The organism is Salmonella sp. 32070601201500089SM, from assembly GCF_017573605.1.
Classification (GTDB): Bacteria; Pseudomonadota; Gammaproteobacteria; order Enterobacterales; family Enterobacteriaceae; genus Salmonella; species Salmonella enterica.
Genome location: NZ_JAGETK010000010.1, coordinates 1 through 15375 on the forward strand (window position 1 = coordinate 1; position 15375 = coordinate 15375).

The following is a 15375-nucleotide window of genomic DNA, read 5'->3' on the forward strand; positions in this document are numbered from 1 at the left end:
TGATTACATCGAAATGTTTTATAACAGTAAGCGTCGGCATGGTTCGAGCGATAAGATGCCACCGACAGAATATGAAAACCGATATTACCGACGACTCGAAAGTGTCTAGATTATCCGTGGCAACTCAGAATAACGATATTTCATCCCCATTACTGAACCTTCTGATTTTCATAAAACCTCATTGTGAGAGTTACTTGTAGAACAATACTAATTTTTGTGAAATAGGGCGTCCGTTCCTCGCTCATAGCAGACATTTACGTGAGCGTATCCACCAACGTTCAGGTTTCCTGATAGCATCCCTGTACAGACCTTGTTAATTTCGGCCTTGATAGCTCTTTAGGCGGTATTCAACCGGGCTGAGTCCGTTAAATTTAAGGCTAATTCGTCGGGTATTGTAGTATCGTATGTAATCCTCAATAGCTATCTTAAGTTCATCAATATCCTTAAATTTACTGGTGTAAAAACTTTCTGATTTTAAAGTCCCGAAAAAACATTCTGCACAGGCATTATCAAGGCAGTTGCCTTTGCGGGACATACTTTGGATGATGCCAAACTCTCGTAACTGATACTGGTACCATCAATGACGGTATTGCCAGCCCTGATCTGAATGAAGAACCGGATTGGTACCCGCATCAAGTCTGGCAAATGCCTTCATGAGCATGTCATCGATCATCGGCATAGTTGGACGTTCTGAAATACTGCAGGAGATCGCTTCGTTATTGAAGAGATCAATAATGGGCGCAGTGCACTTTTGATTTATATACCCTTCATACTTCAAGTTGCTTATGTGTTGGCTACGCTCGCTCACCCCAGTCACATAGTTATCTATGCTCCTGGGGACTCACTCCCTTGCCGCCTTTAAGCAACTCGAATTATTTTGGGTATAGTCAGGTGGGGATTTTCTCTGTCTGCCTTTTGGTGAATACCTGAGACAAACAGTCTCAAGCACCCGCAGCTATTCTAACGCCAATATCCGTACCGCCAGCGTTAATGTATTCCTGAAATAATTCTTGCCAATCAATAGAGATAGCCGCGTCTATGAGTTACAGAATTATTAGCGAATCAACTAATACTATTTATGTTATAAAAAAACCTGCCCGAGAGCAGGTTTTTGTTTATTTAACTGAACGCTTATTGCAGTAACGAAATATCCGCAACCTGCAGGAACAGTTCGCGTAGTTTCGACAACAGCGTCAGGCGGTTGATACGGATATCTTTCTCTTCCGCGTTAACCATGACATTTTCGAAGAATTCATCCACCGGCGCGCGCAGTGCCGCCAGCTCAATCAACGCTTCCTGATAACGACCATCGGCAAAGTACGGCTGAAGCTTATCACGCAGCACAACCAGATGTCTGGCCAACTCAATTTCCGCCGCTTCTTTCAGTACGGAGGCGTGGACGATATCGTTCAGCGGCTCAGTGGCTTTCGCTAGGATGTTGGAGACGCGCTTGTTCGCCGCCGCCAGCGCAGAGGCTTCTTCCAGGGTACGGAAATGAGACACCGCCTTCATGCGGGCATCAAAATCTGCCGGACGGGTCGGACGACGCGCCAGTACCGCCTGGATAGTGTCGACGGTGTAACCTTCATCCTGATACCAGGCGCGGAAGCGACCCAGCATAAAATCGATCACATCATCGACTACGTTGGCATTGGTCAGCTTGTCGCCATACAGACGCACCGCTTCTTCGGTCAGCGTTTGCAGATCAAGAGCGAGGTTCTTCTCAACGATGATGCGCAGCACGCCCAGCGCGGCACGACGCAGCGCAAACGGGTCTTTGTCGCCTTTCGGATGCTGACCAATACCGAAGATACCCGCCAGAGTATCCATCTTATCGGCGATCGCCAGCGCGCAGGCCACCGGGTTAGACGGCAGGTCATCACCGGCAAAGCGTGGCTGATACTGTTCGTTCAGCGCCACGGCCACATCTTCCGCTTCACCATCATGGCGCGCGTAGTGCATCCCCATCACGCCCTGGGTGTCGGTGAACTCGAAGACCATGTTGGTCATCAGGTCGCACTTGGAGAGCAGGCCCGCACGAGTGGCGTGGTTGACGTCAGCGCCAATCTGACCGGCAATCCAGCCCGCCAGCGCCTGAATACGGTCGGTCTTGTCGCGCAGCGTGCCCAGCTGTTGCTGGAACAGCACGGTTTGTAGACGCGGCAGATGGTCTTCCAGACGTTTTTTACGGTCGGTATTGAAGAAGAATTCAGCATCTGCCAGACGCGGACGCACCACTTTCTCGTTACCGGAGATAATCTGGGTCGGATCTTTCGACTCGATGTTGGCGACGAAGATAAAGTTCGGCAGCAGCTTGCCCGCGTTGTCATAAACCGGGAAATACTTCTGGTCGCCCTTCATGGTGTACACCAGCGCTTCGGCAGGCACGGCGAGGAATTTCTCTTCGAATTTCGCCGTCAATACCACCGGCCATTCCACCAGCGAAGCTACTTCTTCCAGCAGGCTTTCGCTCAGGTCGGCATTACCGCCAATCTTACGTGCTGCTTCTTCAGCGTCCGCTTTGATTTTGGCTTTACGCGCTTCGTAGTCGGCAATGACTTTACCGCGCTCCAGCAGAATTTGCGGGTACTGGTCAGCATTGTCGATAGTAAACTCCGGCTCACCCATAAAGCGGTGGCCGCGAATGACGCGGTCAGACTGAATACCCAGAATAGTCGCCGGAATGACCTTATCGCCCAACAGCAGGGTCACGGTGTGCACCGGACGCACGAAGTGTACGTCAGACGCGCCCCAGCGCATCAGTTTCGGGATCGGTAGTTTCGCCAGCGAGGTGGCTACCATGTTCGGCACCAGCGCTTCGGTACTTTCGCCCTTCACGTGGGCACGATACAGCAGCCATTCGCCTTTGTCGGTCTTCAGACGCTCGGCCTGATCAACGGTGATCCCGCAGCCGCGCGCCCAGCCTTCTGCCGCTTTGCTCGGTTTGTCTTCGGCGTCAAACGCCTGAGCAATCGACGGACCACGTTTTTCGACTTCGCGATCGGGCTGAGATTCAGCAAGATTCGCCACTTTCAGCGCCAGACGGCGCGGGGCGGCAAACCATTCAACGTTACCGTGCGCGAGGCCGGCGTTATCCAGCTCCGCAGTGAAGTTCGCAGCAAAGGACTCAGCCAAACTGCGCAGTGCTTTTGGTGGCAGCTCTTCAGTGCCGATTTCCACCAGAAAAGTTTTCTCAGACATGGCCGCCTCTTACTTGTCTTTGTTGCACATCGGGAAGCCGAGGGCTTCACGGGAAGCATAATAAGCCTCTGCCACTGCTTTGGTCAGGGTGCGAATACGCAAAATGTAGCGCTGACGTTCGGTGACGGAGATAGCTTTACGCGCATCCAGCAGGTTGAAGCTATGGGCGGCTTTCAGAATACGCTCGTAGGCCGGCAACGGCAGCGGGTTTTCCAGCGCCAGCAGCTGCTGGGCTTCTTTTTCATACTGCTCGAAGCAGGTGAATAAGAAATCCACATCGGCGTATTCAAAGTTATAGGTGGACTGCTCCACTTCGTTTTGATGGAACACGTCGCCGTAGGTGGTTTTACCCAGCGGGCCATCGCTCCAGACCAGGTCGTAAACGCTGTCCACGCCCTGGATATACATCGCCAGACGTTCCAGACCGTAGGTGATTTCACCGGTCACCGGCTTGCACTCCAGGCCGCCGACCTGCTGGAAGTAGGTGAACTGCGTCACTTCCATGCCATTCAGCCACACTTCCCAGCCGAGTCCCCAGGCGCCCAGAGTCGGGTTTTCCCAGTTATCTTCCACGAAACGGATGTCGTGAATGGTCGGGTCCATACCCAGCTCTTTCAGAGAACCGAGGTACAGCTCCTGAATGTTGTCCGGAGACGGCTTAATCACTACCTGGAACTGATAGTAGTGCTGTAAGCGGTTCGGGTTTTCGCCGTAGCGGCCATCGGTCGGACGACGAGAAGGCTGCACATAGGCAGTCGCCATCGGCTCTGGCCCCAGCGCGCGCAGGCAGGTCATTGGATGAGAAGTTCCCGCGCCGACTTCCATGTCCAATGGTTGAACAATGGTGCAGCCCTGGCGAGCCCAGTAATCCTGTAAGGTCAGGATCAAGCCCTGGAAGGTCCTGGTATCAAACTTTTGCATATTATTTCGTGCTGGATACGTGTGGATTTAAAGGAAGGAGCCAGTATACCCGCTGGATGCGAGATATACAGTATGAAACCGGTTTGTTTAGCGAAAATTGCCGGATTTCGCGGCATCACACCTCACCAGGCGCGGCTTTTACCGCATAGAAAGATGTAAAAACTGCCCATCTGCATCAAAAGAGCAGACAAAACTCTCTTTACGGAAGGTATTACCCCGCATCTCATAGCTCCCCTGAAACTGTTCGAAACCGGTAACAGCAATTTTCTGTGCGCCAGTATTGTAACGCTGCGCCGCCTGAGCTTTACACAATGCTTCCATATCCAGCGTGCGTGTTGGGCTCACTTTACTCTGCTGGGCTTTTTGCGTCGGTGGCGGTGTCGCTGTGCATCCCACCAGAGCGATGGCTATCATCACAGAACAGAAATACTTCATTATCATTTTTATTACCGTCTGGTTTGCTGGTCAGTCTTATTATTAAGGTTTGTGGGTAGCAGACACATTGTGCGAATCTCCTTACGCCATCACAAGATGTAGCGTAGAAAGTCGGATTTTTCCAGTGATCCACCGCGCTGGAACTCTATTGAAACGGAAGCTGAGGAACTGATGCAGCCTAAAATTAACTGGATTGATAACCTGCGAGGGATCGCCTGTTTAATGGTAGTGATGATCCATACTACAACGTGGTACATCACCAACGCCCACAGCGTCAGCCCGCTAAACTGGGATATTGCGAATGTCCTGAATTCGGCTTCGCGCGTTAGCGTTCCCCTGTTTTTTATGATTTCAGGCTATCTTTTTTTTGGCGAGCGCTGCGCGCAACCGCGGCATTTTTTACGTATCGCCCTGTGCCTTATCTTTTACAGCGTTGTCGCCCTGGCTTACATTTCACTTTTTACTTCGATCAACGTCGAGCTTTCGCTAAAAAATGTGCTGCAAAAACCCGTGTTTTACCACCTGTGGTTTTTCTTTGCGATTGCGGTGATCTACCTGGTATCGCCATTAATCCAGGTAAAAAACGTGAGCGGCAAAATGCTCCTGATGCTGATGGTGATCATTGGTATTATTGCTAACCCAAATACTGTGCCGCAAAAAACTGGCGGCGTTGAATGGTTGCCCATCAATCTGTATATCAACGGCGACACGTTCTACTACATTCTCTACGGTATCCTGGGCCGCGCCATTGGCATGATGGAGACGCAAAAGCCATCGCTGACGCTTATCTGCGCTGCCCTGTTCATCATCGCGGTATTTGTTATTTCTCGCGGCACATTGCATGAATTACGCTGGCGCGGAAATTTTGCCGATACCTGGTATCTGTATTGCGGTCCCATGGTGTTTATTTGCGCCGTCTCACTGTTCACGGTAGTTAAAAATAAGCTGAATGCGCGGACGTTACCTGGACTGGGGCTTATCTCCCGCCACTCGCTGGGTATTTATGGTTTCCACGCGCTGATTATCCATGCGCTACGTACTAATGGTCTGGAGTTAAAACGTTGGCCGCCGTTAGACATCGTGTGGGTTTTTGCCGCGACGGTGACAGGAAGCCTGCTACTTTCCATGCTGTTACAGCGTATTGATAAACGGAAATGGGTTAGCTAAACGACAATGATGGCTCCGGCCATCATTCATCATCACTGTAGGAAGCGTAAAGATCGGTTCCATATATACTGACCCCCAGCGCCACCAGACACAGTATTTTCAGCGCGCCCGCCAGCGCCAGGTTAAATACGCCGACCGCGACCATGCCGATGCCAAGCAACAGCAAAGATTTGCAACGAGAAAGCAAGCGGCCATTTCCCGTGTGTTCCTGGCGAATTAAGACTGGAAAACCACACATGACGATTGCCGCAAAAAAATATCCCTTTTCGCTTAATGTATGACAGCTTGGCCACAGTCCCACCAGGTATACCACTGCACCGACAACTAACATTCCCAGGCCGAATATCCGTTTCCTGCGCGCAACGTGATCGTCCATCTCACTCTCCTTGTGGTTGTGTTAGACACATTAAGCGAAGAAATAGCGATGAAAAAGGCGCCTGCCCAGCAATAATATAAAAATCAGAAAACACACATACTTACTTCGATATAATTCAATAGAATCAATATTTACGGGAAATGCCTTTCAGCCAAAACCGAAAGGCATTCTGACTTATGACATCAACGGCAACAGCTGCTGATAGAGTCGACGGAAGGTTTCACGACGTTGTTGATAAACCGCATGACGCTGCGCATCAGGATAATGCGCCTGCTCCAGCGGCAACTGCGGCAATACATCGGCGAGCGGGGTCTGTTTATTCACCGCAATTTGCGCCAGACGCGCCGCGCCCAGCGCTGGCCCTACATCGCCGCCAGTACGATAATCAAGCTGTAGCCCGCTAATATCAGATAGCATCTGACGCCAGTATTCGCTGCGCGCCCCGCCGCCGATAAGCGTCACGCTGGCGGGTTTGACGCCGCAGGCGTGAACCACATCCATACCGTCCGCCAGAGCATATCCCACGCCCTCCAGTACCGCCCGCGCCAGTTCCGCCGGGCCATGCTGATGGGTTAAACCAAAGAAAACGCCTTTTGCCTGCGGATTATTGTGCGGCGTGCGCTCGCCGGACAGGTACGGCAAAAACCAGATCGAATCGGCATGCTCATCCGCCTGCTGTGCGGCGGCAATCAGCGCCGGGACGTTCTCCTGCCCGGTGAGTTTAGCCGCCCAGTCCAGACAAGAGGCGGCGCTCAACATCACAGACATTAAATGCCAGCGTTCCGGCAGCGCATGGCAAAAACTGTGTACTGCGCTCTCCGGTTTACTCAGAAAGCCGTCGCTGACGGCAAAATAGACGCCCGATGTTCCGAGTGAGAGCATCGCCTGTCCGGCATCGATCATTCCTACGCCGACCGCGCCAGCCGCATTGTCGCCGCCGCCCGCCACCACAGGTACTGCTGGCATTCCCCATGCGCTGGCCACCTCCGGCAGCAACGTTCCGGTAATGTCACTACCTTCAAATAACGCTGGCATCTGCTGTCGGGTTAAATGACAGGCGTTGAGCATAACGTCGCTCCAGTCGCGCTTTTTCACGTCCAGCCACATCGTTCCCGCCGCATCCGACATATCGCTGGCAAAGACGCCTGTCATTCGCAGCCGCAGAAAATCTTTCGGCAGCAGAACCTTGTCTATCTGGTAGAAAATATCCGGTTCGTGGCGCTGCACCCAAACTAATTTGGGCGCGGTAAAACCGGGCATCATCAGATTACCGGTTATCGCTCGCGACTGTGGCACCTGTTTTTCCAGCCAGGCGCACTCTTCGCTACAGCGTCCGTCATTCCATAAAATCGCTGGTCGCAGAACCTGCTGACGGCTATCAAGCAATGTCGCGCCATGCATTTGTCCGGCGATGCCCAACGCCCGGACGCCGCTTAACGACTGTTGCCGACCTAAACCTTTAACCGCACGATCCGTCGCCTGCCACCACTGCTCTGGTTCCTGTTCCGACCATAAGGGATGCGGACGCGATACGGTCAGTTTTTCAGTATGCGTAGCCAGCACATCGCCCTGCTCATTCAACAGGATAGCTTTTACACCCGATGTACCAAGATCGATCCCGATATACATATTGTGGGTTCCTTTACTGAAAGCGCCCGGCAGCGCTACGCTTACCGGGCTAATCACAACTACAGGCCGGGCTAACGCGGAGTCGCCCGGTAGATAGGGTTATTTATCAAACAGATAACGGTTAACCAGATTTTCTAACAGCTCCTGATGACCGCTTTGATGTACTGGCGCCAGATTATGCTGCTCCGCATACTGCGCCAGTTCGCCTAAGGAGAGTTGTCCTTTCAGAATCTGCTGACCCAGCTCGCCATTCCAGCCGGCATAGCGCTTCGCCACGCGTTTATCCAGCTCGCCGTCTTCAACCATTCGCGCGGCGATTTTCAGCGACAACGCCATCGTATCCATCGCGCCGATATGACCGTAGAACAGATCGTATTTATCGGTGCTCTGGCGACGAACTTTGGCGTCGAAGTTGAGACCGCCCGTCGTGAATCCGCCCGCTTTCAGGATTTCGTACATCACCAGCGCGTTCTCTTCAACGCTAATCGGGAACTGATCGGTATCCCAGCCCAGTTGCGCATCACCGCGGTTGGCATCAACGGAGCCAAAAATACCCAGCGCGATAGCGGTCGCGATTTCATGGTGGAACGAATGGCCCGCCAGCGTCGCGTGGTTCGCCTCAATGTTCACTTTGATCTCTTTTTCCAGGCCGAACTGTTTGAGGAAGCCATAGACCGTTGCAACGTCATAATCATACTGATGTTTTGTCGGTTCCTGCGGTTTCGGTTCAATCAGCAGCGTGCCCTGGAAGCCCATTTTATGTTTGTGCTCGACCACCATTTGCATAAAGCGGCCAATCTGTTCGCGTTCCTGGCGCAGATCGGTATTCAGCAACGTTTCATAACCTTCGCGCCCGCCCCACAGGACGTAATTTTCGCCGCCCAGTTTATGCGTGGCGTTCATTGCCGTAACCACTTGCGTCGCTGCCCAGCTAAAGACTTCCGGGTCCGGGTTAGTGGCGGCGCCTGCGCCATAGCGCGGGTTGGTAAAGCAGTTCGCCGTTCCCCACAGCAGTTTTACGCCGCTCTGCTCCTGTTTCGCCGCCAGCACATCCACCATCTGCGCGAAGTTGTTTTTATATTCTTTCAACGACGCGCCTTCCGGCGACACATCCACGTCATGGAAGCAATAAAAAGGCACATTCAGTTTGTGGAAAAATTCAAACGCCACGTCCGCTTTGCGTTTCGCCAGCTCCAGCGCTTCGCCCGGTTGCTGCCACGGACGATTAAACGCGCCTACACCAAACATATCCGCGCCGTTCCAGCAGAAGGTATGCCAGTAACAGGCCGCGAAACGCAGGTGATCTTCCATACGTTTACCTAAAACCAGCTCGTCGGGATTGTAATGACGAAATGCCAGCGGGTTAGTCGATTGAGGGCCTTCATAGCGAACACGATCGAGTTGGTCAAAATAAGCCTGCATAGTGAGCTCCATAATCAGATAAGACGGCAAGTAAACGACATAACGTCATACTGGAATTTCCTGATTTATTGCTCAATTACGTTATTTCACACCGCTATTAAGAGAATCCCCAAATGTGCTCTGGCTCTCAAAAAAACGCTGAAAACCACAGAAGAAAAAAGCGATCGCGATCGAATCCTGGCAAATAAACAAAAAACCGTAATATATAGATAAGAAATGACAATTGTCATCCGCCGTTTGCTGTGATGAATTTCGCATAACGTTTCAGGCGCAAAATAATTTGTCATCATTCGCCAGACCGTTATGTCAGCCGTTTTGATAGTATCCATGAGTCCAGGTTCACTTTTGCAGGATATATCCTCATGTTTGATAAACGTCACCGCATCACTCTGTTATTTAACGCGAATAAAGCCTATGACCGTCAGGTAGTGGAGGGGGTGGGTGAATATTTACAAGCCTCGCAATCCGAATGGGATATATTTATTGAGGAAGATTTCCGTGCCCGTATCGATAACATTAAAGAGTGGTTAGGCGACGGCGTTATTGCCGATTACGATGATGACGATATCGCGCAATTATTAGCCGATGTCGACGTACCCATTGTCGGGGTCGGCGGTTCTTACCATCTTGCTGAAAATTATCCCGCCGTTCATTACATCGCCACCGATAATCATGCACTCGTTGAAAGCGCTTTCCTGCATTTAAAAGAAAAAGGCGTTAACCGCTTCGCGTTTTACGGTTTGCCCGACTCCAGCCGCAAACATTGGGCGGCGGAACGGGAATACGCCTTTCGCCAGCTGGTCGCCGAGGAAAAATACCGCGGCGTAGTCTATCAGGGGCTGGAAACCGCGCCGGAAAACTGGCAGCACGCGCAAAATCGCCTCGCCGACTGGCTTCAGACGCTGCCGCCGCAAACCGGCATCATTGCCGTAACGGATGCCCGCGCCCGTCACGTATTGCAGGCCTGCGAACACCTGCATATTCCGGTGCCGGAAAAACTTTGCGTTATCGGTATTGATAACGAAGAGTTAACCCGTTATCTGTCGCGCGTCGCGCTTTCCTCCGTCGCGCAGGGGGCGCGGCAAATGGGCTATCAGGCGGCGAAGCTGCTGCACCGTTTGCTGGCGCGTGAAGAGATGCCTTTACAGCGCATTCTGGTGCCGCCGGTGCGCGTCATTGCGCGCCGCTCGACAGACTATCGCTCCCTGACCGATCCGGCGGTTATCCAGGCGATGCACTTTATTCGTAACCATGCCTGTAAGGGCATTAAAGTCGAGCAGGTGCTGGACGCGGTTGGGATTTCACGTTCAAACCTGGAAAAACGTTTTAAGGAAGAAGTTGGCGAGACGATACATGCGCTGATCCACGCCGAAAAGCTGGAAAAAGCGCGTAGTTTGTTGATTTCTACCACGTTGGCGATAAACGAAATTTCGCAAATGTGCGGCTACCCGTCGCTGCAATATTTCTATTCGGTGTTTAAAAAGGAGTACGTCACTACGCCGAAGGAGTATCGCGACCAGCATAGTGAAGCGTTGTTGTAGTTTATCCAGCCTACAGATGCCTTGTAAGCCGGATAGCGTAGCGCCATCCGGCACACAGAATTACATATGCGCGGCGATCAGACGCTGGTTGTCCTGGTACATCGCGAACAAGTAGTTGTTATAGCGCGACCCCTGGGTAGAGTAACCCTTCAGCTTATGAATCATCGCCGTGGCGGTGACTTCCTGATCCGCCTTACGCAGTTGGGCGCGCGACTTGCGGAAAGAGGAATAAGCCGGATGCGTGTTCAGGTTGGCGACATACGCGCTCACCGACTCCTCAACCGACGCGAATTGCGAGTAACCTTTCACCTTACCCGGCGTATTGGTACAACGCCCTTTCGTGCACTTCATGCCGAACAGGTTATTGTTGCTACGCGCCAGTTTAGAGGTTCCCCAGCCGCTTTCCGCCGCCGCCATCGTCGCCACCATGCTGGTTGGGATAATGTCGACGCGCTCCAGCAACGTATTCCACGGAATACGACGCGTGTTGCCGGACCAGCTCACTTTATAGCGCTTCGCGATATCTTTCATACGCGCGCGTTCAGACGGCGACCAGCGGTTCTGGTACTGTTTTGAGATCAGCCAATTACGGTCCGCGGTAATCGCGGCATTTTGGCTGGTGATGTAAGGCATAACGGTCCGGAGAAACGCTTTTTTTCTGGGGGTTCCGGAAGGGTATTTTCGCAAATCAGGAAGTGAACTGCTCTTTGCACTATTGCGAGAATACTCTTGTTTACTGCTAACCTGTTTATAACTTGTCTCAGTTATGTGGGACTTTTGACTCGTTTGTGTTGCGTGCGTCTTTGCCAGCACCTCACCCGAAAATGCGATGGTGAGTAACATAAGAATCATCGCCCCATATCGTCGCATGGGAGTCAATATCATTAGGTCTCCTGGTCGGATTGATACATTCCAACACCTTTTATTTTTCACGAAGTTGAGGTTTGAACCCCAAATTCTAGCAAAAATAGGCTTAAAAAGCACCTCAGGGAATAGTCTTAATCCGAAACTATGTCAAGTATTAACGATAACAGGCAGCAATAATGCCAATAAAATGTGGTGCTTATCGCAAATAGAGGCGTTTTTTTGCGCCTCGTCGCTCACCCTCGCGTCTCCTCCTGCGCGACTCTCTGCTGAGGAGGAGTTCATTCGCCTAAAAACCAGGCAAGCTGATGAATATTGCCCACAAAGGATAGCGTGATGAAACTTGCCGCCTTCGCTCTGACGCTGATACCCGGTATCGCGATCGCCTCATCATGGACCTCACCCGGTTTTCCGACGTTCTCAACGCAGGAAACCGGGCGCTTTACCAGCCATGCTGCATTAACAAAAGGTACACGCGCGTTAACGCTCCATATTGACCAGCAGTGCTGGCAGCCCTCCGGCGCCATAAAACTCAACCAGATGTTGTCGTTAAAACCCTGCGAAGGCGCGCCGCCGCAATGGCGTTTGTTTAAAGATGGCGACTATACGATAACGGTAGATACCCGCTCCGGTACGCCGACCCTGTTGTTATCGATAAAAACTGAACCTAAACGCACCGCGCAGCTCGCCTACCAGTGTCCCGTCTGGGATGGTTCGCCGCTCACGCTGGATGTTCGCCAGACCTTTCCGGAAGGGACGGTAGTGCGCGATTATTACAGTGGTCAAACCGATACCGTCCAAAACGGGCAAATCACGCTGCAACCTGCCGACAGCCACGGGCTTTTATTGCTGGAACGCGCGGAAACCCATGCGTCGGCGCCTTTTAACTGGCGCAACGCCACCGTTTATTTTGTGCTTACGGATCGCTTTCGCAATGGCGATCCAACCAATGACCACAGCTATGGTCGCCATAAGGATGGTATGCAAGAGATTGGCACTTTCCACGGCGGCGATTTGCGTGGGTTGACGAGTCAACTGGACTATCTACAGCAATTAGGCGTGAACGCCTTGTGGATAAGCTCGCCGTTTGAACAGATCCACGGCTGGGTCGGCGGCGGGACAAAAGGCGATTTTCCTCATTACGCCTATCACGGCTATTACACTCAGGACTGGACGACACTGGATGCCAACATGGGCAGCGAAGCCGATCTCCGCGCGCTGGTCGACGGCGCGCACCAGCGCGGCATCCGTATTTTATTTGACGTAGTAATGAATCATGCCGGTTACGCCACGCTGGCGGATATGCAGGAGTATCAGTTCGGCGCGCTCTATTTATCCGGCGCGGAACGGCAAAAAATTCTCGGCGATCGCTGGACAAACTGGCGACCCACCGCCGGACAAAGCTGGCACAGCTTTAACGACTACATCAACTTCAGCGACAGCGCCGCCTGGGAAAAATGGTGGGGGAAAAAGTGGATTCGTACCGATATTGGCGACTACGACAGTCCGGGATTTGACGATTTAACCCTGTCGCTGGCCTTCCTGCCGGATATAAAAACGGAATCTACCACGCCTTCCGGTCTACCCGCGTTCTATGCCAACAAACCCGATACTAAAGCAAAGTTCATTGAAGGCTATACGCCACGGGATTATCTGACTCACTGGTTAAGCCAGTGGGTGCATGATTACGGCATTGACGGGTTCCGGGTCGATACCGCCAAAAACGTTGAGCTTCCTGCCTGGCAACAGCTAAAAACCCAGGCCAGCGCGGCGTTACATGAATGGAAGCAGGCCAATCCGGACAAAGCGCTGGATGATAGCCCGTTCTGGATGACTGGCGAAGCGTGGGGCCACGGCGTCATGAAAAGTGATTATTATCGCTATGGTTTCGACGCGATGATCAATTTTGATTATCAGGAGCAGGCGGCGAAAGCGGTCGATTGCCTGGCGGAAATGGGGCCAGTCTGGCAGCAGATGGCGGATAAAATGCAGGATTTCAACGTATTAAGTTACCTCTCCTCGCATGATACGCGCCTTTTCCGTGAGGGCGGTGATAAGGCGGCGGAACTGCTGCTGCTTTCACCGGGCGCGGTGCAGATCTTTTACGGCGATGAATCCGCTCGTCCCTTCGGCCCCACCGGCTCCGACCCGCTGCAAGGCACCCGTTCAGATATGAACTGGCAGGACGTGAGCGGAAAGTCAGCCGCAGCCGTCGCGCACTGGCAGCGTATTAGCCAGTTCCGCGCCAGACATCCCGCCATCGGCGCAGGCCAACAAACCACGCTGACGCTAAAACACGGGTACGGTTTTGTACGCCAGTACGGCGACGATACGGTGATGGTCGTCTGGGCGGGCCGCCGCTAATCGTGGCGCTACCGGTTCCCTTGCGTACCGGTAGCCCCTTCAAAATAAAAAACTAACCTGATAAAAATTTGTAGCATAAAACATCAACACCACCGCCTGACCCCCATTTGCGCCCCGCCATTTGTAGCGTTATGGTTATCCACTTTGACAGACAGTTCGATAGATCACCCGTTATGACATTTTCACTTTTCGGCGATAAATTTACCCGCCATTCAGGCATTACCCGCCTGATGGAGGATCTCAACGACGGCTTACGCACGCCAGGCGCCATCATGCTTGGCGGCGGTAACCCGGCACACATCCCTGCAATGCAGGATTATTTCCAGACGCTACTGACAGAGATGGTAGAAAGCGGCAAAGCCGCTGATGCGCTTTGTAATTATGACGGTCCCCAGGGAAAAACGGCGCTACTGAATGCACTGGCCGTACTGCTACGTGAAACGCTGGGATGGGATATCGAACCACAGAATATTGCGCTGACAAATGGCAGTCAGAGCGCGTTTTTCTACTTATTTAATCTCTTCGCCGGACGTCGCGCCGACGGCAGTACGAAAAAGGTACTATTCCCGCTTGCGCCGGAATACATCGGCTATGCAGATTCCGGTCTGGAAGACGACCTCTTCGTTTCGGCGCGCCCGAATATTGAGCTGCTGCCGGAAGGCCAGTTTAAGTATCACGTCGATTTTGAGCATCTGCACATCGGCGAAGAAACGGGGATGATTTGCGTCTCGCGCCCGACCAACCCAACCGGTAACGTTATCACCGACGAAGAGCTGATGAAGCTGGACAGACTGGCGAATCAGCACAACATCCCACTGGTGATTGATAACGCTTACGGTGTACCGTTTCCGGGCATTATCTTTAGCGAGGCGCGCCCGCTGTGGAACCCCAATATTATCCTATGCATGAGCCTCTCGAAGCTGGGGCTGCCCGGTTCCCGCTGCGGGATTATCATCGCCAATGATAAGACGATTACCGCCATTGCCAACATGAACGGCATCATCAGCCTTGCGCCCGGGGGCATGGGCCCGGCGATGATGTGCGAAATGATTAAGCGTAACGATCTGCTGCGGCTGTCGGAAACGGTTATCAAACCTTTCTACTATCAGCGCGTTCAACAGACGATCGCGATCATTCGTCGCTATTTATCCGAAGAACGCTGCCTGATTCATAAACCGGAAGGCGCAATATTTTTGTGGCTGTGGTTTAAAGATCTGCCGATTACCACCGAGCTACTCTATCAACGCTTGAAAGCGCGCGGCGTGCTGATGGTGCCAGGCCACTATTTCTTTCCCGGACTGGATAAACCCTGGCCGCACACACACCAGTGTATGCGGATGAACTACGTGCCTGAACCGGACAAAATCGAGGCGGGCGTAAAAATTCTTGCAGAAGAGATAGAACGCGCCTGGCGTGAAGGCTGACGGTTATTCCGGCCATCATGCAGGCCGGAAC

At 52.5% G+C, this 15375-nt stretch carries 11 protein-coding genes and 1 pseudogene; 4 read left to right on the forward strand and 8 right to left on the reverse strand.

All coding sequences use genetic code 11. From position 1 onward, the window contains the following. Positions 1–313 precede the first annotated feature (313 nt). The 4 genes and pseudogenes from J4728_RS24000 to J4728_RS16105 form a co-directional block, all read right to left on the reverse strand. A pseudogene (locus J4728_RS24000) lies at positions 314–742 on the reverse strand (IS3 family transposase); the annotation flags it as partial. Positions 743–1131: 389 nt separating this feature from the next. Further along, positions 1132–3201 carry a glycine--tRNA ligase subunit beta gene (glyS, locus tag J4728_RS16095; RefSeq protein ID WP_208212057.1) on the reverse strand — a complete coding sequence of 690 codons (2070 nt, stop codon included), beginning with the start codon at positions 3199–3201 and terminating at the stop codon, positions 1132–1134. A gap of 9 nt (positions 3202–3210) precedes the next feature. After that, entirely contained in the window at positions 3211–4122 is a 912-nt protein-coding gene (gene glyQ / locus J4728_RS16100) for a glycine--tRNA ligase subunit alpha (protein ID WP_001168551.1), read from the reverse strand. 138 nt (positions 4123–4260) lie between these two features. Next, positions 4261–4563: a YsaB family lipoprotein gene (locus J4728_RS16105; protein WP_000605590.1), complete on the reverse strand. Its 303-nt coding sequence runs from the start codon at positions 4561–4563 to the stop codon at positions 4261–4263. 165 nt (positions 4564–4728) lie between these two features. Between J4728_RS16105 and J4728_RS16110 the strand changes: the two genes are divergently transcribed. Then, the gene (locus J4728_RS16110; RefSeq protein WP_208212058.1) at positions 4729–5724 is read left to right on the forward strand and encodes an acyltransferase; all 996 of its coding nucleotides are present in this window, start codon (positions 4729–4731) and stop codon (positions 5722–5724) included. Positions 5725–5746: 22 nt separating this feature from the next. On the opposite strand, the gene J4728_RS16115 is transcribed toward J4728_RS16110, so the two are convergent. The 3 genes from J4728_RS16115 to xylA form a co-directional block, all read right to left on the reverse strand. Continuing rightward, entirely contained in the window at positions 5747–6100 is a 354-nt protein-coding gene (locus J4728_RS16115) for a YiaA/YiaB family protein (RefSeq protein WP_208212059.1), read from the reverse strand. A 174-nt stretch (positions 6101–6274) separates the two neighbouring features. Then, positions 6275–7729, reverse strand: a complete 1455-nt coding sequence (xylB, locus tag J4728_RS16120) for a xylulokinase (RefSeq protein ID WP_000275326.1) — start codon at positions 7727–7729, stop codon at positions 6275–6277. 99 nt (positions 7730–7828) lie between these two features. Beyond that, positions 7829–9151, reverse strand: a complete 1323-nt coding sequence (gene xylA / locus J4728_RS16125; protein ID WP_001149561.1) for a xylose isomerase — start codon at positions 9149–9151, stop codon at positions 7829–7831. A 362-nt stretch (positions 9152–9513) separates the two neighbouring features. Here xylA and xylR point away from each other — a divergent pair, with 362 nt between their 5' ends. Continuing rightward, positions 9514–10692 carry a D-xylose utilization transcriptional activator XylR gene (gene xylR, locus J4728_RS16130; protein WP_000459824.1) on the forward strand — a complete coding sequence of 393 codons (1179 nt, stop codon included), beginning with the start codon at positions 9514–9516 and terminating at the stop codon, positions 10690–10692. 60 nt (positions 10693–10752) lie between these two features. Here the strand turns inward: xylR and J4728_RS16135 are convergent, their stop codons facing one another. After that, positions 10753–11577, reverse strand: coding sequence for a protein bax (locus tag J4728_RS16135; protein WP_001575119.1), 825 nt, complete (start codon positions 11575–11577; stop codon positions 10753–10755). 315 nt (positions 11578–11892) lie between these two features. On the opposite strand from J4728_RS16135, the gene J4728_RS16140 reads away from it, so the two are divergent. Beyond that, on the forward strand, positions 11893–13920 hold the full coding sequence (locus tag J4728_RS16140) for an alpha-amylase (RefSeq protein WP_208212060.1): 2028 nt from the start codon (positions 11893–11895) through the stop codon (positions 13918–13920). Positions 13921–14093: 173 nt separating this feature from the next. Then, positions 14094–15344, forward strand: coding sequence for a valine--pyruvate transaminase (gene avtA / locus J4728_RS16145; RefSeq protein ID WP_000144384.1), 1251 nt, complete (start codon positions 14094–14096; stop codon positions 15342–15344). Positions 15345–15375 lie beyond the last annotated feature (31 nt).